Origin of the sequence: Flavobacterium cupriresistens (assembly GCF_020911925.1) — a bacterium.
GTDB lineage: Bacteria > Bacteroidota > Bacteroidia > Flavobacteriales > Flavobacteriaceae > Flavobacterium > Flavobacterium cupriresistens.
Genome location: NZ_CP087134.1, coordinates 2255449 through 2277847, shown reverse-complemented (window position 1 = coordinate 2277847; position 22399 = coordinate 2255449). Strand labels below are relative to the sequence as shown.

Genomic DNA, 22399 nt, shown 5'->3' with positions numbered 1-22399 from the left:
CATGTGGGTTAGTGTAGAACAAATACAGCTTATAAACTTCTTTCATACCTAAGAATATTTTTAACGGTTTCTTTGCGGGTTGAGCTTATCAGTATCTCTTTTGTAGTAAACCCAACACAAAGGGATATCATTCTTATTCCTGATAAAAACGATTCGCTTAATAAATTCAGAATAAAAACTGAGTTTATGGTTTTCCGTAAGATCCGATTAAATCAGCTCTTTAAATTTGAACTAACTTAATTTAAAAACTTTTTTATGAAAAAATTTTTACTGATTGCACTATTGTTTATCTTAAATTCTTGTGCTACAAATTATTATTATGTCAATATCGATGAAGATACTACTATTTACAGTTCAAAAGAAGGAACTCAATCTGTTGCATTAATTCCAAAAGGATCTGGTGCCTATATCAATCGAAGTGATAAAAAACAAAGACAAATAAAATGGGGAGACTATAAAGGATGGGTGATTAATCCTGTATACAATAATAGTTCTTTATCAAGCAGTTCCACTAGACCGGATTCTTCAACACAAAATTATAATCGCTCTTCAACTACAACTTCATCTGGAGGAAGTGTTTCGGTAAAAGGGTATACAAGAAAAGACGGTACTTATGTAAGGCCTCATACCAGAAGCGCTGCCAGAAGACGATGATCATCTTACAAAGGAAATTATCATCCAGAATAAAAAACTAAAAAATAATTCGTACTTGTTTGCATTATTCTGAATTTGGACTTTTTAGCAGAATTTTAATTTGTATTTTAGTTAAGTTGATTTTTATAAACTACAAAACAAAACATCATGACCTGGGATCCAAACAAATACAACGAATTTAAAGAAGACCGTTATAAACCGTTTGGAGACCTTACCAGTCATATCGTTGACAAACCCAATCTAAAAGTTATTGATTTAGGTTGCGGTACCGGTGAATTAACCCAAAAACTGTCTAATCAACTTACGGATCCTGTTGTACTTGGAATCGACTCTTCTGCTGAAATGCTGGCAAAAGCACCTCATCAGGAAAATATACAATTCAGACAATTTTCTATTTCAGAACAACTGGAACAGGAAACCAAATGGGATTTGATCTTTTCGAATGCAGCCTTACAATGGGTCGATCATCATGAGGAGCTTTTCACCAAAATAATATCCCGTATTAAGTCAGGCGGACAATTGGTTATACAAATGCCACAGCAAACGGAAAATGTATTGAACAAAATTTTATTAGATTTAGTACAGGAAGAACCTTATGCTTCTTATTTAAATCATTGGACACGTCCTTCTCCGGTTTTGACTTTGGATCAATATGCTAAAATCCTTTTTGATAATGGCGGGCAAAATTTGGTTTTATACCAAAAAGTATATCCGTTGATTTCAACTCAGCAGGATTCCTTTTTTGACTTTATTTCGGGCTCTGCACTCACAGTTTATCAAGAACGTCTGAAAGACCAGGAATTTCAGGAATTATCAAATGAATTCAAGAAACGAATTAATCTCTATTTTCCGGCAGTTCCTTCAATTTATGCGTTCAAACGATTGCTTATGTATGCGACTTTTTAAGGAAATAGCGATGCTTTACTACTTTTAAAGGGATCAAATTCAAAAGTTGCGGGGAAGTGAAAATCTCGCAGAGTCGCAGAGTCGCAAAGTTTTTTTTCTGTTTTTTTATTAAAACTTGGCGACTTGGCGTCTTTGCGAGATCGTCAAAATGAGAAACTAGGAAATAGCGACTTAAAAAACAGCGATGAAAAAGTATAAGATGCGCTACTTCTAACAAAAGAGAATTTCTAAAAATCACTCCACAACTTTTGGACTTGATCTCTTCTAAATTGTATTAAAAAATATACTGCTTCTATATTACTTTACTGTAAATTCGTGTTCTTATAAAACCAACTATAAAACCATCTTATTAAACCATGAAGAAACTACTTCTATTATTACTTGCTTTTAGTAGCATAACAACCGTTTTTGCACAAGATATCACTGGGCAGTGGAACGGAATTTTAAAAGTGCAGGGGACACAATTGACCGTTATTTTTAATGTAAACAAAAATGAGAACGGATTTAGCTCCACTATGGACAGTCCGGATCAAAAAGCGATCGGAATCCCTACCACCTCAACCAGCTATGAAAATTCGACTTTGAAAATTGCCTTAGCTAATTTCCGAATTGAGTATGAAGGTGTTTTAGGCAAAGACAATACTATTACAGGAATTTTTAAACAAGGTGGACAATCTTTTCCATTGAATTTATCCAAAGAAAAAATTGAAAAAGAAAAGCTCGTGCGTCCTCAGGAACCCGTAAAACCATTTCCATATTATAGCGAAGATGTTGTTTTTGAAAACAAGTCAGCCGGAATAAATTTAGCCGGAACTTTGACATTACCGAAAAAAGAAGGCGTATTTCCTGCTGTAATTTTAATCAGCGGAAGTGGACCACAAAACAGAGACGAAGAACTACTGGGGCACAAACCTTTTCTGGTATTATCGGATTACTTAACTAAAAATGGCATTGCTGTTTTACGTTTTGATGACCGAGGAACTGCGGCTTCAAAAGGAGATTTTAAAACGGGAACTTCATTAGATTTTTCTACAGATGTCGAAGCCGGAGTTCAATTTTTGCTTTCCAGAAAAGAAATCAATAAAAAGAAAATAGGATTAGTGGGACATAGCGAAGGCGGGTTAATCGCTCCTATCCTAGCCAGTAAATCCAAAGACATTGCTTTTATCGTCTTGATGGCAGGGCCTGGATTACAAGGCGATCAATTGCTTCTACTACAGCAAAAATTAATAGCAAAAGCAGGAGGAGCTTTTGATTCTGACATTGAAAGAACAAAAATCATAAATCAAAAAACTTTTGAGATTGTAAATAAATATAAGGACCCACAGGAATTAAAAACGCAGCTAACAACTTATCTAACCGAAGTATCCCAAAATAATCCAGACAAACCCGGAAGTATGACCTTAGAAGATTATGTCAATTTACGAGTTGCTCAAGTAACAAATCCATGGATGGCTTATTTTTTAAGATACAATCCGGAACCGGTATTAGAAAAAGTGAAGTGCCCTGTTTTAGCCCTAAACGGAGAGAAAGATTTACAGGTCGCTCCTAAAGAAAATTTAGAAATCATTCAAAAGGCACTTGCAAAAGGAGGCAATAAAAAGGTAACTATAAAAGAGATCCCAAATTTAAATCACCTGTTTCAGGAATGTCAAACGGGTTCTCCCGATGAATATTCAAAAATAGAACAAACACTTTCTCCAATTGCAATGAACGAAGTCCTGCAATGGATTAAAGTGCAAACGAAATAACTTCTTCTATAAAAAACCAGAAAACTGCAAATTCACCATTTGCAGTTTTTTTTGGCCCCAACTGAACCACGATGGTATTGCAAAAGAGCAGAAAAACAAACCAAAAGATTAAACAAAAAAGGCTACAAAACAGGAATTTTAAGTGATAACCTCTCTTATCAGTCTTTATTCCTAGGTTTATTCTTCAAATTTCAATCCATACAAAAAATTCTTACACCAAAACAAACAATAAACTAAAAACCAACCAGTTACATGTAAATAAATTAAACTAAATATAACAAAAAAGAAATATTTTGTCATTTGTAAAACTTTTCTTTTTTTTTATTAATTTTGAGAGGAGTCACATAAAAGCCCTTAACCTTAAGAATTAATTAACAATTGTTTATTTTTCACCAAATAAACAATCAAGTTCCAAAAGTGTCAATAAAAAACAATGCTGTCAGATACTCATTAAAATAAGGAATCCGAATCAGTAACCTACAAATTAAAAAACTATGTTGAAGGGCCAGGTTTTAAAGAATTTACGTTTTCCAAATGTATTTATACTGCTATTGATTGTATTCATTTCATGCGCTTTATTGATCTGTATTAATTTTTTCACTATCAAAATACTATCTGCCAACAGAGCCTATGTAAATGGGGAATCACATTATTCAAAAGGTCAAAAAGATGCCTCCCGACACCTTATTACTTATCTCTATACCCGCGAAGCTGAACAATGGAAATTATACAATGAAGAATTAAAAGTCCCGCAAGGAGATGGTATTGCCCGTAAAACACTTTTGAAAGCAGGCGATAATATTGCTGCCCGCAAAGGTTTCTTAACAGGTCGAAATCACAAAGAAGACATTGATGATCTTGTTTGGTTGTTTATCCATTTTAAAGAAATTCCTTTTTTAGCAAAAGCCATTCACGAATGGGAACAAGGGGATCAATTAATTGACGAATTATACGTCATTGGAACAGAGATCAATGCAAAAGTCAAACGCAATATCCTTACGCTTCAGGATCAGCAAAAGTACCTGCTTCAAATTAGCCAAATTAGTGACAAGCTCACGATCAACGAACGCAACTTCTCAAACACACTCGGAGAAGGAACCAGAAAAATAAAAACCCTCTTAACGATCACAAATATTTTTTTCATCCTCGTGATCATCTGCAGTGTAAGTTGCTACTACTCGATAATGGTAAGAAGACTGCTTACTTCTAAAAAAGAAATCGAAGTTAAAAACGAAAATCTACTGCTGGTAAATCACGAACTGGATCGTTTCGTTTATAGTGCATCGCACGATTTGAGATCACCCATCACGTCTTTGCAAGGACTTATTGAGATTACACAATTAGAAGACAACATCCATCAGATTAGAGATTATCTGACTTTAATGCACCAAAGTCTTACTAGGCAAGATCAGTTTATTAGCGACATTATAGACTATTCTAAAAACAAACGTAAACTTATTATTATCGAACCGGTAAGCCTTCAGGAAATATTTAATGAAGCCATTGCGCAATTGATGCATATCGAAAATGCCAATCGCATCGAAATCAAAAAAGAACTTTTAATTGACGAGATTCAGAGTGATGGCTTGCGTTTAAAAATTATCATTTCAAATTTACTTTCAAACGCTATAAAATATGCAGACAGTAGTAAACAAGAAATGTTTATTTCTATTAAAACTTATATTTCGGATGGTTTTAATAAAATTGAAATAGCAGATAACGGAATTGGAATTAAAGATGAATTCAAAGAACACATCTTTGAAATGTACTTTGGAACTAACAAAAACAAAGGCTCCGGATTAGGTCTTTATATAGTAAAAGAAGCCGTCGAAAATATTAAAGGTACCATTTTCGTCTCCTCAGAAAATAGTATTGGAAGTAAATTTATTGTAACAATACCAAACTCAAATGGAACATAAACCTGTATTTTTATTAATCGAAGACAATCTGATCGATCAATTGGTCATTAAACAATTGCTAAAAAAGTTTCTTGATGTGACGGAGGTAAACATTACGAATAATGGTCTGGAAGCGCTACAATGGCTTTCTAACCACAAAAACCTGCAACAGTCTCTGATTATTCTATTAGACATTCAAATGCCTGTAATGAATGGCTTTGAATTTCTGAATGCCTACGATAAATTAAGTAGTGAATTTAAAAAAGAAGTTCAAATTTATGTGCTCTCCTCAACTTTAGACCCGGATGAAATCGAACAAATAAATAAAAATAATTATGTAACGGCGTTTTTAAACAAACCACTACCTATTGAAGAATTTAAAAAATCACTTTTTCTAAAGGCATAGTGTTTGTTGAAATTATTTCAGAACACGATTTACCTGTGAAAAATTCCTTCCGTAATACGCCTCTTTAGTAGAAGAAATCATAACTCCGCCATGAGTTGCGGAATGTACAAACTTAATTTCACCATCGGCTACTTCTACCACCATACCAACGTGATTAATACGACGTCTGCCATTGGTTTTAAAGAAAATCAAATCTCCCTTTTGTGCCTCATCAGCGCTAACTCTCATTCCGATGCGAGACTGCTCAATAGAACTTCGGGGTAACTTAATGTCAAAACCACTAAAAGTTGAAATCATTAAACCGGAACAATCGTAACCTGCTCTGGTAGTTCCACCTGAACGATACCGAATTCCGATATTCTGAGTAGCACTTTCAATTAGTTGATTAACTAAATCGGAATAATTACTAACCTTAATAACTGTTGACGAATCGACAACGACAACTGGATTCTCGGTAATCCCACTAGGAGTTGATGTAGGATCTTTTATTTCAGGAGTAGGTTTTAAAGCTTGTAATGCCTCTGCTTTTTCTTTGGAAGTTTTTATTTTAAGCACATAACCGACCTTCAATCTTTTCTTTATCGCTGGATTCTGTTTCTCTAATTCTGCAACAGTAATCCCGAATTCTTTTGCAATTGCGTATTTGGTTTCTTTAGACAAAACTTCTCTGGCAACCTCAACCTCTTCCGGTTTTGCAGCATCAATAGTTTCAATCGGTTTTTCTGCTTCTGCTACTACTTTGGAAGGAATCGCAATCTGTTGTCCTATTTTTAAACCTTCTGTTTCCAAAAACGGGTTGGCTCCCTTTAACTCTTCTACCGAAACATTGTACTTCTTAGCAATACCCCAAAGTGTTTCTTTAGCAAGAATAACATGCAATCCGGGAGTATCAGCAACTACTGGTGTTTCCTTTTTACTGGCAACCGCTTTTTTACTGGCAACTACTTTCTGCTTTTTGTTTGGAATCAACAAAACCGATTTTAATTTTAGTATCTTAGGACTATTCGGATTTGCTTCAATAATTTCTCTGGTTTTTACTCCGTATTTTTGTGCTATTACTGATAAATTCTCACCTTCTGAAATAATATGTTTCGTATATTTCTCCTGTGAAAACGCACTCAAACTAAAAAAAAATAATACAACAGTTAACCTAAAAATCATTATTTGGGGGGATTTTTTTATTCTCAATTTTGTGTTCCATTAGTAAAAAACACAATTCTATTACTTATAGAGCGAATTTAACTTTTTTAAACAAAAAAGCCTAGTTTTTAACACTTGTTTTTACCGAAATTAACAATTTTACATCAAAACGGGCCTTATTTATATCAAATCCATAAAAAAAAAGCTACTTTTTTTTTAGCCGCATCTTCAATTAAGCTTTTAATTCTATTCCATTTTTGTAGTATATTTGAGTAACCGTATTTTCAATGATCAGCAATGGCAACTGTCTCAATGCCTGCAAGACCCTGCTGTAATAAAATACGCAAAAACAAATCCAAATCATTTTGCATCAGATATATTTATGAAATGGTGCGCGTTTTTACAATTTCTAACTTATGGAAAACCCACAGGGACTGGAGCAGGCAATAAAATTGGTTAGCGATACTTATTCTCCTTTAACAGAAAACACCAAGGCAGATTTTAAACAGGCGGCTGAACTTTTTACACTCGAAAAATCCACCGTATTGATAAGAGAAGGGGAACATGTAAGCAAAACCTATTTTATTGTGAAAGGTGCTGCAAGGGCATTTTACCTCAAAGACGGCAAAGACATTACCGATTGGTTTGCTTTCGAAAATGAATTTATTACTTCTATTGATGGCTTTTTTCAGAGCACACCAAGTTCTTATTTTATAGAACTTCTTGAACCCACTACTTTTTTGGAAATATCCATGCAAAATATTAACAAACTATGCAATAAACACCACGATTTTGACCGATTGGGGAGAATGATCACCACTCGAATAATGCTGCAATTGCGGAGTCGTATTGTTTCCATTCAATTTGAATCTGCCCAGCAGAAATACGAAAGTTTACTCAAAATCCGTCCCTATATTACACAAAGAGTTCCGCTCACACATATTGCCTCTTATTTGGGAATCACCCTTGAAACACTAAGCAGAATTCGCAATCCCAAAAAACGAATTTGATTTAAATCAAATGTAATCAGGATTATTAGGCTTTATTTTACAGGAAAAGAAACCGAATGACAATCAAAAAACTACATCGTTTATCCGGAATCACCATCACGCTGTTTGTCGGACTGCATTTATTCAATCACATTTGCAGTATTAATGGCGCAGCAAAACACATTGAAATAATGAACCTCTTGCGGCATTTTTATCGCAATATTTTCGTTGAAACTATTCTATTGACCGCCGTTTTAGTTCAAATTGTTTCAGGTCTTACGCTTTTTAGAAAAAGTCGAAAAACTACGATAACAAACTTTGACAAATTACAGATTTGGACGGGGCTCTATCTGGCTGTTTTTCTTCTTATCCATGTACCCGTTATTCTCATAGGTCGCCTCTATCTGAATCTTGACACCAACTTTTATTTTGGCGCAGCCGGATTAAACACCTTCCCCTTAAACTTATTTTTTATTCCCTATTACAGCCTTGCCATTATTTCATTCTTTGGACATATAGCCGCCATTCACAGCAAAAAAATGAAACAGACTCTTGTTGGCATAACACCAAATAGTCAGGCTATATTAATTTTAATGATTGGAATCTGCAGTACGACATTAATATTATACGGACTGACCAATCATTTTAGCGGAGTTGAAATCCCAAAACAGTATCACATCTTAATTGGAAAATAAAATGAAAGTACTCAACATTCATAAACGAGAAATCAATCAACCTATCGAAGAAGTAGCAAAATTATTAAGCACCTTATCCACCGAAAACGATATGCTATTTGCTAATGAAAAATGGTTCCCGATGAAATTAGACAAAGGATTACAAGTCGGTTCCAAAGGCGGACACGGGCCAATACGGTATTTTGTAACAGAATATCTCCCTGGTCAAACCGTAACATTTCAGTTTGATATGACTGGTTTTGACGGTTTTCACCGATTTGATTTAAAACCCATAACGATCGATAAAACAGAACTTTCTCATACTATTGACATGAGAACCACCGGAAAAACCTCTTTACGATGGGCAATAGCCATTCGTTGGTTACACGATGCCGTAGTAGAAGATTCGTTTGATAAAGTAGAAAATCATTTTACAAAAAACAAAGTAAATACCCCCTGGAGTTTATGGGTAAGAATACTAAGAAAAACAATGTCCCGTAAGCAAAAACAAAGAACAACATGAATATACCTATTTTATTAGCCAACATTCTCACTTTATTCGCATTCCTAATTCACACCTTTATTGGCGACAAAGAATTGAGAACAATAGAACCCAAAGATGGACTTAATGAAAAAGATCTGAAACAGGAAAAATGGACCATGGCAAGGTGTGGATGGCATTGGATTTCGTTTGATTTATTATTTGCCACCATCGGACTCGGACTAATCAATTTTACCGATTTTTTGATTAGCGAAAGAATGTTACTTCAATTAGCAGCCGTTTATTTTCTGGGATATGGAATAGTGTGGCTAATAGGAATCGCAATCTCGAAAAAATTCCCAAACAACTATTTAAAATTAGGACAATGGATTTTACTATGGATGATCAGCGGATTAATTTACTGGGGATTAAACTAAACAATTTTATCACAACTTCACAATTGTGTTTTGTAATCATCCAAAAGATTCAAAAGGATTATCAAAAAAAGTCTCACGCAGATTTAGCAGATTGAAATAAAAAAAAATCAGCAAAATCAGCAAAATCTGCGTGAAAAATTTTCTTAACATAATAACATTGAGAGCAGGAGGCTATTCAAATCATTTGATTGTAGCTATAAAATATTTGTAATCATCCAAAAGATTCAAAAGTATTATCAAAAAAAAGTCTCACGCAGATTTTGCAGATTGAAATAAAAAAAAATCTGCAAAATCTGCAAAATCTGCGTGAAAAATTTTCTTAACATAATAACATTGAGAGCAGGAGGCTATTCAAATCATTTGATTATAGCTATAAAATAACTGAGGCAACTTAAACTATTTTAAATAACCGAAAAAGCTCTTAAATAAAAAACGCACTGTTCACACAGCGCGTTTTTAGTATAATTAAAATCTTAACGATTAAGCTTTTCCGGCAGCAATTAAATTTAGTGCTGAACCTGCAACGAACCAACCTATTTGTCCTTCGTTGTACGTATGGTTTGCCAGAATAGTATCTTTAGTTCCATCTGCATGAACAAATTCTAAGGTTAACGGTTTTCCGGGAGCGAAAGCAACTAAATCCGTAAAGTTAATCGTATCATTCTCCTGAATTTTATCGTAATCTGCTTCGTTAGCAAAAGTCAATCCTAAAAGACCTTGTTTTTTAAGGTTTGTTTCGTGAATACGGGCAAATGATTTTACCAATACCGCCTTAACACCTAAGAAACGTGGCTCCATTGCAGCATGCTCACGTGAAGAACCTTCTCCATAATTATGATCTCCCACAACGATAGACGGAACTCCGGCTGCTTTATAGGCACGAGCTACAGCTGGAACGGCATCGTATTCACCTGTCAATTGATTTTTAACTGAATTTGTTTTTTGATTGAATGCATTTACGGCACCAATCAACATATTGTTCGAAATATTGTCTAAGTGTCCACGGAAACGCAACCACGGTCCTGCCATAGAAATATGATCTGTAGTACATTTTCCGAAGGCTTTGATTAACAATTTAGCACCTGTGATGTTTTTACCATCCCACGCATCAAACGGAGCCAACAATTGCAAACGCTCAGATGTTGGACTTACAACAACCTGAACTCCTGAACCATCAGCAGCGGGAGCTTGAAATCCGGGATCCTCAGCATAGAAACCTTTTGCAGGAAGTTCATCTCCTGTTGGCGCTTCAAGCATTACTTCTTCACCATCTTCGTTGATTAAGGTATCAGTTAACGGATTAAAACCTAAATCACCTGCAATAGCCATGGCAGTTACTAATTCCGGAGAACCAACAAAAGCCAGTGTATTCGGGTTACCATCGGCACGTTTTGAGAAGTTACGATTGAAAGAGTGCACGATTGTATTTCTTTCTTCTTTCTCTGCCCCTTCTCTGTCCCACATACCGATACAAGGTCCGCAGGCGTTGGCAAAAACAGTAGCTCCAATTTTATGAAAAGTTTCAATAAATCCATCTCTTTCAATAGTAGAACGCACTACCTCAGAACCCGGAGTGATTGTAAACTCGGCTTTAGTTTTTAAATTTTTAGCCGAAACTTGTTTCGCTAAAGAAGCCGCACGGGCAATATCCTCATAAGAAGAGTTGGTACAAGAACCTATTAAACCGACTTGAATTTGCAATGGCCAGTTGTTTTTGATGGCTTCTTCTTTCATTTTAGAAATCGGAGTAGCTAAATCCGGTGTAAATGGACCGTTTAAGTGTGGCTCTAATTCCGATAAGTTAATTTCGATCACCTGATCAAAATACTGTTCGGGATTAGCATATACTTCCGGATCTCCTGTTAAGTAAGAAGCTACTTTATCTACGGCATCGGCAACATCTGCTCTGTCGGTAGAACGTAAATAACGTCCCATTGAAGCATCGTAACCAAAAGTTGAGGTTGTCGCTCCAATCTCAGCTCCCATGTTACAAATCGTTCCTTTTCCGGTACAGGACATCGAAGTTGCTCCTTCACCAAAATATTCAACGATAGCTCCAGTTCCTCCTTTTACAGTAAGTATACCGGCTACTTTAAGAATAACATCTTTAGGAGCAGTCCAACCGGATAATTTACCGGTTAATTTTACTCCGATTAATTTAGGGAATTTTAGTTCCCAGGCCATACCGGACATCACGTCAACAGCATCGGCTCCACCAACACCAATCGCTACCATTCCTAAACCACCTGCATTTACAGTATGCGAATCGGTACCGATCATCATTCCACCCGGAAATGCATAATTTTCAAGTACTACCTGGTGAATAATTCCGGCTCCGGGTTTCCAGAAACCAATTCCGTATTTATTTGAAACTGACGATAAGAAATCGAAAACTTCATTACTTTGTGTTTTTGCTCTCGCCAAATCAGTTGCCGCATCTACTTTTGCCTGAATCAAGTGATCACAGTGAACCGTTGTCGGAACTGCCACTTTAGATTTACCGGCATGCATAAACTGTAATAATGCCATTTGTGCCGTGGCATCCTGACATGCTACACGATCGGGTGCAAAATCAACATAATCGATTCCTCTTCCAAACGCCTTAGACGGAGTTCCGTCCCAAAGGTGATTGTACAAAATTTTCTCTGTTAAAGTAAGTGGACGACCAACAATCTTGCGTGCTGCATCAACACGACCCGGCATGTTGTCATACACTTTTCTAATCATTTCAATATCAAATGCCATAATTATAAAATTGTTTTGTTATTTTTTTTTGAACATCCAAGATACGAAAAATAGAGTCGCTATAAAAGAAAAAGCCCGAGTTTGTGACTCGGGCCTTTGAATTATGATTGTTTAATCGTATGCTTATTTCACCAATAACTTGTGAGAAGGTGCAAACTTAGTAAGGTTGATTCCTTCTACAGCTACTTTATATTCTTCGATAGTAGGCGTTCTACCCAAAATTGTAGACAATACTACAACCGGAGTAGAAGAAAGTAAAGACTCTCCTTTTTTACCTTCAGAATCTTCCACAACTCTTCCTTGGAAAAGGCGCGTAGAAGTTGCCATTACAGTATCTCCTTTTGCTGCTTTCTCTTGATTCCCCATACAAAGGTTACATCCAGGACGCTCTAAATACAACATGTTTTCGTATTCTGTACGTGCTGCACCTTTAGGAGCGCTATCGTTAAATTCGAAACCGGAATATTTTTGTAAAACTTCCCAGTCTCCTTCTGCTTTCAATTCATCAACGATGTTATAAGTAGGTGGTGCCACTACAAGCGGCGCCAAGAACTCTACTTTACCGTGTTGCTCTTCAATATTTTTCAACATTTGAGCAAGGATTTTCATATCACCCTTGTGAACCATACAAGAACCAATAAATCCAAGATCTACTTTTTTCACTCCTCCATAAAAAGACAATGGTCGGATGGTATCGTGTGTATATCGTTTAGAAACATCAATATTATTAACGTCCGGATCTGCAATCATTGGCTCAGCAATCACATCAAGATCAACAACAACCTCAGCGTAATACTTCGCATTTGCATCTGGAATTAAAGCTGGTTTCTCTCCAGAAATAATTTCTGTGATTCTCTTATTTGCTTTATCAATTAATCCTTGAAGAACCTGATTTTCATTATCCATACCTTTATCGATCATGATCTGGATTCTGCCTTTAGCAATTTCCAATGATTCAATCAAAGTATAATCTTCAGAAATACAGATAGAAGCTTTTGCTTTCATCTCTGCAGTCCAGTCTGTAAATGTAAAGGCCTGATCTGCATTAAGAGTTCCAATATGAACCTCAATAATTCTACCTTGGAATACATTTTCTCCTCCAAATTTCTGAAGCATTTGAGCTTGTGTAGCATGAACCACATCACGGAAGTCCATGTATCCTTTCATGTCTCCTTTGAACGTTACCTTCACTGATTCAGGGATTGGCATTGAAGCTTCACCTGTAGCAAGTGCAAGAGCCACTGTTCCGGAGTCAGCACCAAAAGCAACACCTTTTGACATTCTTGTGTGTGAGTCACCACCAATAATGATCGCCCACTCGTCTATTGTGATATCATTAAGTACTTTGTGAATTACATCGGTCATAGCATGATAAACACCTTTCGGGTCACGAGCTGTGATCAAACCGAAATCGTTCATAAATTTCATCAATTTTGGAATGTTTGCCTGTGCTTTTTTATCCCAAACCGAAGCCGTATGACAACCTGATTGGTAAGCACCGTCAACGATTGGTGAAATTACGGTAGCAGCCATAGATTCTAATTCCTGAGCAGTCATAAGACCAGTCGTATCTTGTGAACCTACGATATTTACTTCTACACGTACATCTGAACCTGCATGTAACGCTTTATTTGAAATGGTACCAACAGCATTTCTGTTGAAGATTTTCTCAACTGCTGTAAGACCTTGTCCTTCAATAGAAATTTCTTTTGACGGAGCATATACAAGTGGAAAATCAACTCCTAAAGTCTTAGCTGCAAATGTTTGAAGTTTTTTACCAAATACAATCGCGTAGGAACCACCAGCTTTAATGAATTCCATTTTCTGAGGAGTAAATGCCTTAGAAATGTCAATCAGCTCTTGGTCGCCTTTATATAATTTTTTCTCTTTAATATTGATTGTAAGAACCGTTCCTGTTGCTACAGAATACGTTTCTTCTAAAATTGGCTCATCATTCTCATTACGAACGATATTACCATCAGCATCAAGCTTTTTAACCCAGTTTTTAAGGTCAAGACCAATACCACCCGTAACGTCAACCGTAGTTAGGAAAATCGGAGAAATACCGTTTGTTCCCCCAACAATTGGAGCAATATTTACGAAAGGAATATATGGACTTGCTTGTTTACCGGTCCACAGAGCCACGTTGTTTACACCTGACATTCTTGAAGAACCTACACCCATTGTCCCTTTTTCAGCAATCAACATCACACTTTTGTCAGGATGTTGCGCCTGTAGTGCTTTAATTTCCTGTTGTGCCTGAGGCGTGATCATACATTGTCCGTGAAGCTCACGGTCTGAACGAGAGTGCGCCTGATTACCCGGAGAAAGTAAATCTGTTGAAATATCTCCCTCACCGGCAATAAAAGTAACGATCTCTACTTTTTCTGCCACATCCGGAAGTTTTGTAAAAAACTCCGCTTGTACGTAACTTTCAAGAATATCTTTAACTATTTCGTTACCGTTTTTGAAGGCTTCCACTAAACGATCTGTATCTGCTTCGTAAAGGAAAACCTGAGTTTTAAGAACTTTTGCCGCTTCTTTTGCAATAGCAACATCATTACCTAAAGCCAAATCAAGCAATACCTCGATAGAAGGTCCACCTTTCATGTGCGATAATAATTCAAAAGCAAAAGCAGGTGTGATTTCTTTTACTACAGCTTCTCCCAGGATAATCTCCTTTAAAAACTTAGCTTTCTCACCAGCAGCACTAGTAGTTCCAGGTAACGTATTATAAATAAAAAATTGAAGAGAATCTGCTCTATATGGATTCTCCAAATCTTTAATCTGTGCGATGATTTCGCTTACTAATTCAGCACCATCGATAGGCTTCGGGTGAAGACCCTGACCTTTTCTTTCTTCGATCTCTTTAATGTAATCGTTATACGTATTCATAATATATAGAAGTCTTTTTGTTTTTTTGTACGCAAATTTAAATATTAAAGACGAGAATTAAAAAAAATATAATAGAAGTCGGCTTTTCAAAAATTATTATTGCTAAAAAACGATTTTCACTGCCATTTTTTGCTAAAATTTCAATTTTGTATTAAAAAAATGATTTATTACTATTTTAAAATCCTTTCTTTATTAAAGTCGAAATCGGGTGTTGCAGACTAAGGTCATTTTAAAGCCTTTTTAAGTAAAGAACCTTTCTAAATTAGCATCTATAACGTTATAGTAGGTGTTTTTACCCCCTGTCATAAACTTTGAAGAGCAAAACTTTGCAGTATTCTTTTGCTTCTTTTTCTTAAAATCTAATTTTAGAAAAAGAAGGATCAAGTCCGAAACTTGTAGGGAAGTAAAAATCTCGCAGAATTGCAGTAAAGTTAAAAAAGATTAAACGCTCTGATTGTCTTTTCTTCCGACGAAGCAGACGCCAATAAAAACGAATAGACCAAGTAAATCAAACGAGAAATAATATTATATCGCAAAATTGTTTCCTTCCTCTTTACGAATTAAATCTGACAGGTTTTTGAAACCTGTCAGATTTGACTTTTGGGTAATTAATTCTATTTTAAAATTAGATTTAAGGAAAGGTGTCTTTTGTATTGTACGAACTAATTTCATCCGAAATGATATGAGTTCAAAAAATAAGAGCTAAAAAATCGACACTAAAAATAGCGAACCTTCGATACGAAGACCAATTAAACGAAATAGCTCTCACATAGACAAGCCACACGATATAGCAGCTTCCACGAAAAGGTTTTTCCTGCGATACCCCACAACTTTTGGACTTGGTTCCCTGTATTGGCGACATGTAGCCACTAAAACAAAAAGCCCAAACCTGAAATACGTATCGGTTTGGGCTTTTATATTTGTTTTATAAATAAACTACATCAATTTCTGTATGATAATTTCTTCTGTAATTCCTTCGGCATCGGCTTTGTAATTTTTAATAATTCGATGTCTCAGAATTCCGGTTGCAACTGCTTTTACATCTTCAATATCCGGAGAAAATTTACCTTTAAAAGCAGCATGTGCTTTTGCTGCCAAAATCAGGTTTTGAGAAGCTCTTGGTCCTGCTCCCCAATCCAAGTAATTTTTTACAAAATCATTTGACAGAGCATTATCGGGTCTTGTTTTACTCACCAATGTTACGGCATACTCCACAACATTATCCGCTACAGGTATTCTGCGAATCAAATGCTGGAAATCGATTATTTCCTGTCCCGTAAACAACGGATTTATATCTGTTTTAACATCAGATGTTGTACGTTTTACAACTTGTACTTCCTCTTCAAAACTAGGGTATTCTAATTTTATGGCAAACATAAAACGATCCAACTGCGCTTCCGGTAACGGATAAGTACCTTCCTGTTCAATTGGATTTTGAGTTGCTAAAACAAAATAAGGCAGATCTAACTTATGATTTTCACCCGCTATGGTTACCGAACGCTCCTGCATGGCTTCAAGTAAAGCTGCCTGCGTTTTAGGCGGCGTTCTGTTGATCTCGTCAGCCAGAATAATATTAGAGAAAATAGGCCCTTTTATAAATTTAAACTTTCTGTTTTCGTCTAGAATTTCACTTCCCAAAATGTCCGAAGGCATTAAATCGGGTGTAAACTGAATTCTTTTAAAATCCAATCCCAAAGCCTGTGACAAAGTATTAATCAGTAATGTTTTTGCCAATCCCGGCACACCTATTAAAAGTGCATGTCCACCGGAAAAAATACAGATCAAAATCTGATCGATAACTTCATCCTGGCCTACAATAATTTTCGCTATTTCTGTTTTTAGTTCATTTCGTTTTTGAACTAAATTATGAATTGCTGTTACGTCAGACATTTAAATATATTTTAAAATTAAAAAGAGTTAGCTCTATGAATTCATAAAACTAACTCTTTTTCTTTATTTAATAAAAATTATTTTTTCAACCAATTGTTTGTGAAAGTACAATCTCTGTATTCTCCAATAATTTTAATGTACGTGTCTTTAATTTTTGTATCAAACCATTTTGCAATCGCAGTGATTTGTTTTTCTTTTAATGCTAATTCTTTAATCTTAGTGTAATCTTTAGCATAATCAGCGGTATGGGCATCAATTCTGTTCGTTACCGTAATCAACTTGTATGTTTTTTTACCTTTATCGTCTGTATTTAAAAGCGGTTGAGAAATTTCATCATCTTTTAAATTTGAAACCTGACTGTATAACGTCGGGTCCATTTTAGTCAATTCAAAACGAGTATCCTGAGAAGTAGGATTTACTAATGTTCCTCCGTTTGCTCTTGTTTCTTTTTCGTCAGATTCTGTTCTTGCTGCATCTGCAAACGAAATTTCTTTATTTATGATCTTGCTTCTGATATTCGTAATTTTCTCTTTCGCTTCTTTTAAAGCATCTTCAGATACTGTTGGCGAGATCAAAATATGTCTTAATTCTACTTCCTGACCTTTAATTTTATCGATCATAATAATATGAAATCCAAAAGTAGTTTCAAACGGCTCAGAAATCTCTCCTTGTTGCAAACTAAAAGCAACATCTTTAAATTCTTTTACAAAAGGTGTTTTTCTTGTCATTTTGTAATAACCTCCGTTTGGAGAAGACCCTGGATCTTGTGAATACAAAACAGCTTTCGTAGCAAAACTGGAACCTTCTAAGACATCTTTTCTAATTGCATTTAATTTGTCTTTCACTTTTTGTTTATCGGCATCTGAAACTTTAGGTTCGATCACAATTTGTGCTACTTCCATTTCAGCTCCAAAAGTTGGCAACTCGTCTTTAGGGATTTTTTTAAAGAAATTACGAACCTCCTCCGGTGTAATTTCTACCGCATCAACAATCTTTTTAGTCATTTCTGATGCTAACTTTTGCTCTTTTAAGATGTCAGCAAAATAAGTTTTAAACTCTTCTACCGAGTTTTTCTTATAGTAAGCCACTACTTTATTAATGTCACCAACTTGTTGGGTCATATAAGTCAAACGCTCTTCCATCATACTTCTCACTTCGGCATCACTTACGATAATACTATCCTGAACAGCCTGATGTGCGTACAATTTATCTTCTAACAGTTTACCAAGCATCTGGCATCTCGTAATATCTTTTACAGAACCACCCTGAGCACTGATTTCCAGAAACCCTTTATCAATATCTGAATCTAAAACAATATAATCTCCAACAGTAGCAATAATACCATCAATTTTTCGCTTCTGCGTTGAAGGCACTTCAGCTGGTTTTTCAGCCACAACATCTTTAATTATTTCCTGTGCAGAAATGACAGAGTTGAAAAAAAGTAAAAAACACATTGTTAACCCAAATCTGTAATCAATTGTTTTTAGCTGTAATTTTTTTAATAACATTATTTTAAATTTAATTTGAATGTAAAGATCTTGCTTTAGAATTTCATTTTTAAAACAAGGAGTAATCTAACAGTGCTGACCTGAATTTTCAGGAAACACTATCGAATTAGCACCTGGTTTCTTATAACTTATAACGAACAAAAATAACAATTCAATTACATAATACAACTATCAGCTATACTATTAACAAAAAATTATATGATAACTCTTAAATCCAACAACTAAAGTGCTGTTTTTGAAGATAAAAAACCTTCAAAAAAGAGCATAAAAATTACAAATTACGAAACGGGATTATACTTTCGCTCGATTATCCTTAGCAAACCATAAACTACTACTTCACAGCGAAATAAAAAAAAGTTTTCAACACTACAACGTTTTCGCGATATAGATATTTTCATATAATTAAAATCGGAACAAAAAACCCCTACTTTAGATAGATGATTGATAATTTTTGCGCTTAAAAATTACGAATATTTATGTTTTAAGACCCGATAAATTACAATTACAACTTTATTAATCTAACCAAACCAAATCCTTAATTATGAAAAAACCAATCCCAAAAATCTATTCTTTTTTGGCTCTTACAGCGTTTTTGTGTTCTTGCTCGCAAAATGAGACCAATGAAATTGATGCAAAAGCAGAAAGTCAACAATTTAAAATTATCAATGTTACAAACCACGATGGAAAACCTTTTAGTACCGGAGATTCAAAAACAACACGCACCGGAAAATATGTAGACAATCCGGGTGGTGGTGTTATGATGCAGGCCTTCTATTGGGATGTTCCTGCTGGCGGAACCTGGTGGGACACCGTAAATAGCAAAGTAACAGCCTGGTCTAATGCCGGAATTGGCTCTATCTGGCTACCTCCAGCATCTAAAGCTCAAAATGGCGCTTTTTCTATGGGCTACGACCCAACGGATTATTTTGATTTTGGAGATTTCAATCAAAATGGAACTACAGAAACCCGATTTGGATCAAAAACAGAATTAGTAAGTCTGATCACAAAAGCACATACCGAAAACATGAAAGTGTATGCCGATATTGTTATTAATCACAATAGTGGAGGTCAGTCTGAAGCCAATCCGTTTACCGGAACAAATACCTGGACCAACTTTAACGGAGTTGCTTCCGGAAAATTCAAACGTTCGTACAATGATTTTTACAAAAACAGCTACGGCAATAATGACGAAGGCGCATTTGGAGGTTTTCCGGATTTGTGTCATGCAAGTCCTTATGTACAGGATTGGTTGTGGCTTAGAGCGGACGGAGTTGGTAAATATTACAAGAACACCATGAAATTTGACGGCTGGAGATTTGATTATGTAAAAGGTTTTGGTTCTTGGGTCGTACGCGATTGGAATGCCAATGTTGGTGGATTTTCTGTCGGTGAATTATGGGATTCTAACGTAAATACACTAAATGATTGGGCGAACAATGCCAACAGTTCTGTTTTTGATTTTGCGTGTTATTATAAAATGAATGATGCTTTTGACGGAAATAATCTGGCTCTTTTGAATGATGATATGATGTGGAAAAGAAATCCGTATAAAGCTGTTACTTTCGTCAGCAATCACGATACAGATGAAATTTCAAACAAGCTACTTGCCTACTCTTATATTTTAACTCATGAAGGTTATCCGACAATCTTTTACAGGGATTATGAAGAATGGCTGGATAAAAGTAAATTAAACAATCTTATCTGGATCCATAATAACAAAGCTACCGGAAACACTTCCATTTTATATTCGGATAATGATGAGTATATCGCCAGAAGAAACGGTTACAACGGAAACCCGGGACTGGTTGTTTATATTAACAATTCGACTACCTGGCAGGAAAGATGGATTCAGACGAATTGGGCCAATACTCAAATCAAAGATTTCACAGGAAACTCTTCTTGGTACCCGACAACTCAGGGAGATCAATGGGTAAAAATCCAATGTCCGCCTAAAGGATATACTGTTTGGTCAATTAATCAATAATAAACCAGTTGGATGTAATTCAGCTAAAACTTTTTTAACACATAGAAACATAGATTTTAATTTTTTAAAATTGAAACGTCTTTTTTTGAGCTTTATAAACTAGGTCTATATGCGGTAAAAATAAGTACTCCCAATGGGTTAACAATAACAAACAAGGCTGTTCTAAAAAAACAGCCTTGTTTATTCTGCAAAACTTTTATTTTAAACGACAAAGAGTTCCAATTTAAGAAGTGAATATTTTTATTAAGCCGTAATTAATAGTACTTTTGCAACCTATTTATACGAAATATGAGCTTTTTAAAAGAAATACAACGCAGAAGAACGTTTGGAATTATATCGCATCCCGATGCCGGTAAAACCACTTTAACAGAAAAATTACTATTGTTTGGAGGGGCTATTCAAGAGGCTGGTGCTGTAAAAAACAATAAAATTAAAAAAGGAGCAACGAGTGATTTCATGGAAATCGAGCGCCAAAGAGGTATTTCGGTTTCAACCTCTGTCCTTGCTTTTAACTATAAAGACAAAAAAATCAACATTCTTGATACCCCTGGTCACAAGGATTTTGCAGAAGATACTTTTAGAACTTTAACTGCTGTTGACAGTGTTATTGTTGTAATCGACGTTGCAAAAGGGGTCGAGGAACAAACGGAGAAATTAGTTTCTGTTTGTAGAATGCGAAACATTCCAATGATTGTTTTCATCAATAAATTAGATCGTGAGGGTAAAGATGCCTTTGATTTGATGGATGAGGTAGAGCAAAAATTAGGTTTGAAGGTTACTCCTTTAAGTTTCCCAATCGGAATGGGGTACGATTTTCAGGGAATCTATAATTTATGGGAACAAAACATTAATATTTTTAGTGGAGACAGCCGTAAAAATATTGAGGAAACCATTGCTTTCTCAGACGTTCAAAATCCGGAATTAGAAAAAATTATTGGTCAGAAACCTGCTGACAGGCTACGTGAAGAATTAGAATTAATCGACGAAGTATATCCTAAATTTGACCGTCAGGATTATTTAGACGGAAAAATTCAACCGGTGTTTTTTGGTTCTGCCTTAAATAATTTTGGAGTTCGTGAACTTTTAGATTGTTTTGTTGCCATTGCACCATCTCCAAGAGCAAAAGATTCTGAAACGCGTTTGGTTGATCCGAAAGAAGAAAAAATGACAGGATTTGTGTTTAAAATCCACGCTAATATGGATCCGAAACACCGTGATCGTCTGGCATTCATTAAAATCGTTTCTGGAACTTTCGAAAGAAACAAACCGTACTACCACGTTCGTCAGAAGAAAAACTTAAAATTCTCAAGTCCAAATGCGTTTTTTGCTGAGAAAAAAGAAATTGTAGACATCTCTTATCCTGGAGATATCGTAGGTTTACACGATACCGGAAACTTTAAAATTGGTGATACTTTGACAGAAGGTGAAATCATGAGTTTTAAAGGAATTCCAAGTTTCTCTCCGGAACACTTCAGATACATCAATAATGCTGATCCGATGAAAGCCAAACAGCTTGATAAAGGAATTGATCAGTTAATGGACGAAGGGGTTGCTCAGTTGTTTACTTTAGAAATGAACAATCGTAAAGTAATCGGAACCGTTGGAGCGCTTCAATATGAAGTAATTCAATACCGTTTAGAACACGAATACGGTGCAAAATGTACCTATGAAAACTTCCCGGTACACAAGGCATGTTGGGTAAAACCTGATGATGCTAAAAATAATGAATTCAAAGAATTTAAGCGTATCAAGCAAAAATTCCTGGCACATGATAAGTACGGTCAATTGGTATTTTTAGCCGATTCTGACTTTACAATTCAAATGACACAAAATAAATATCCAAGTGTGAAATTATTTTTCACCTCTGAATTTGAGTAATCCCTAATCGAGTTACGAAAAAACAAAAAGGCAGTCTAAAATTTTTAGATTGCCTTTTTTTCTTCATAAAAACCCTGAATAATAATAAACTCTTTATTGTAATTTAAAAAAAAACTACTAGTTAACGCACAGAAACATAGCTACAAAAGAACCTACTAAAGCG

The 22399-nt window shown here is 35.4% G+C and carries 16 protein-coding genes; 11 read left to right on the top strand and 5 right to left on the bottom strand.

Annotated elements, in window-relative coordinates; translation table 11 throughout:
• Positions 1-255: 255 nt before the first annotated feature.
• From LNP23_RS10010 to LNP23_RS09990, 5 genes are all read left to right on the top strand, one after another.
• Complete coding sequence (locus tag LNP23_RS10010; protein ID WP_230004763.1) at positions 256-654, top strand: hypothetical protein; 399 nt, start codon at positions 256-258, stop codon at positions 652-654.
• 147 nt (positions 655-801) lie between these two features.
• A complete protein-coding gene (locus LNP23_RS10005) occupies positions 802-1560 on the top strand; it encodes a methyltransferase domain-containing protein (RefSeq protein ID WP_230004762.1) in 759 nt (252 codons plus the stop codon).
• A 356-nt stretch (positions 1561-1916) separates the two neighbouring features.
• Positions 1917-3311, top strand: coding sequence for an alpha/beta hydrolase family protein (locus tag LNP23_RS10000; RefSeq protein ID WP_230004761.1), 1395 nt, complete (start codon positions 1917-1919; stop codon positions 3309-3311).
• A gap of 494 nt (positions 3312-3805) precedes the next feature.
• Complete coding sequence (locus LNP23_RS09995) at positions 3806-5230, top strand: sensor histidine kinase (protein ID WP_230004760.1); 1425 nt, start codon at positions 3806-3808, stop codon at positions 5228-5230.
• The gene (locus tag LNP23_RS09990; RefSeq protein WP_230004759.1) at positions 5220-5615 is read left to right on the top strand and encodes a response regulator; all 396 of its coding nucleotides are present in this window, start codon (positions 5220-5222) and stop codon (positions 5613-5615) included. The genes LNP23_RS09995 and LNP23_RS09990 overlap by 11 nt, the downstream gene beginning before the upstream one ends.
• Positions 5616-5627: 12 nt before the next feature.
• On the opposite strand, the gene LNP23_RS09985 is transcribed toward LNP23_RS09990, so the two are convergent.
• Positions 5628-6776 carry a C40 family peptidase gene (locus LNP23_RS09985; RefSeq protein WP_230004758.1) on the bottom strand — a complete coding sequence of 383 codons (1149 nt, stop codon included), beginning with the start codon at positions 6774-6776 and terminating at the stop codon, positions 5628-5630.
• A 395-nt stretch (positions 6777-7171) separates the two neighbouring features.
• On the opposite strand from LNP23_RS09985, the gene LNP23_RS09980 reads away from it, so the two are divergent.
• Genes LNP23_RS09980 through LNP23_RS09965 form a run of 4 tightly spaced genes read left to right on the top strand, consistent with a single transcriptional unit; the run spans position 7172 to position 9336 of the window.
• Entirely contained in the window at positions 7172-7765 is a 594-nt protein-coding gene (locus tag LNP23_RS09980; protein ID WP_230004757.1) for a Crp/Fnr family transcriptional regulator, read from the top strand.
• Positions 7766-7821: 56 nt separating this feature from the next.
• A complete protein-coding gene (locus LNP23_RS09975; protein ID WP_230004756.1) occupies positions 7822-8439 on the top strand; it encodes a hypothetical protein in 618 nt (205 codons plus the stop codon).
• A 1-nt stretch (position 8440) separates the two neighbouring features.
• Positions 8441-8941: a hypothetical protein gene (locus tag LNP23_RS09970; protein ID WP_230004755.1), complete on the top strand. Its 501-nt coding sequence runs from the start codon at positions 8441-8443 to the stop codon at positions 8939-8941.
• Positions 8938-9336, top strand: coding sequence for a hypothetical protein (locus LNP23_RS09965; protein WP_230004754.1), 399 nt, complete (start codon positions 8938-8940; stop codon positions 9334-9336). Before LNP23_RS09970 ends, LNP23_RS09965 begins: the two co-directional genes overlap by 4 nt.
• A gap of 480 nt (positions 9337-9816) precedes the next feature.
• On the opposite strand, the gene LNP23_RS09960 is transcribed toward LNP23_RS09965, so the two are convergent.
• The 4 genes from LNP23_RS09960 to LNP23_RS09945 form a co-directional block, all read right to left on the bottom strand.
• Positions 9817-12081 (bottom strand): aconitate hydratase, encoded by a 2265-nt coding sequence (locus LNP23_RS09960; RefSeq protein ID WP_230004753.1) that lies wholly within the window; start codon positions 12079-12081, stop codon positions 9817-9819.
• A gap of 123 nt (positions 12082-12204) precedes the next feature.
• Entirely contained in the window at positions 12205-14976 is a 2772-nt protein-coding gene (locus LNP23_RS09955) for a bifunctional aconitate hydratase 2/2-methylisocitrate dehydratase (RefSeq protein ID WP_230004752.1), read from the bottom strand.
• Positions 14977-15912: 936 nt separating this feature from the next.
• A complete protein-coding gene (locus LNP23_RS09950) occupies positions 15913-16866 on the bottom strand; it encodes an AAA family ATPase (RefSeq protein ID WP_230004751.1) in 954 nt (317 codons plus the stop codon).
• Between the two features lie 77 nt (positions 16867-16943).
• Positions 16944-18374, bottom strand: coding sequence for a peptidylprolyl isomerase (locus tag LNP23_RS09945; protein ID WP_230004750.1), 1431 nt, complete (start codon positions 18372-18374; stop codon positions 16944-16946).
• A gap of 541 nt (positions 18375-18915) precedes the next feature.
• Between LNP23_RS09945 and LNP23_RS09940 the strand changes: the two genes are divergently transcribed.
• Together LNP23_RS09940 and LNP23_RS09935 are read left to right on the top strand one after the other, a co-directional pair.
• Positions 18916-20358, top strand: coding sequence for an alpha-amylase (locus LNP23_RS09940; RefSeq protein WP_230004749.1), 1443 nt, complete (start codon positions 18916-18918; stop codon positions 20356-20358).
• Positions 20359-20646: 288 nt separating this feature from the next.
• Positions 20647-22236 (top strand): peptide chain release factor 3, encoded by a 1590-nt coding sequence (locus tag LNP23_RS09935; protein ID WP_230004748.1) that lies wholly within the window; start codon positions 20647-20649, stop codon positions 22234-22236.
• Positions 22237-22399 lie beyond the last annotated feature (163 nt).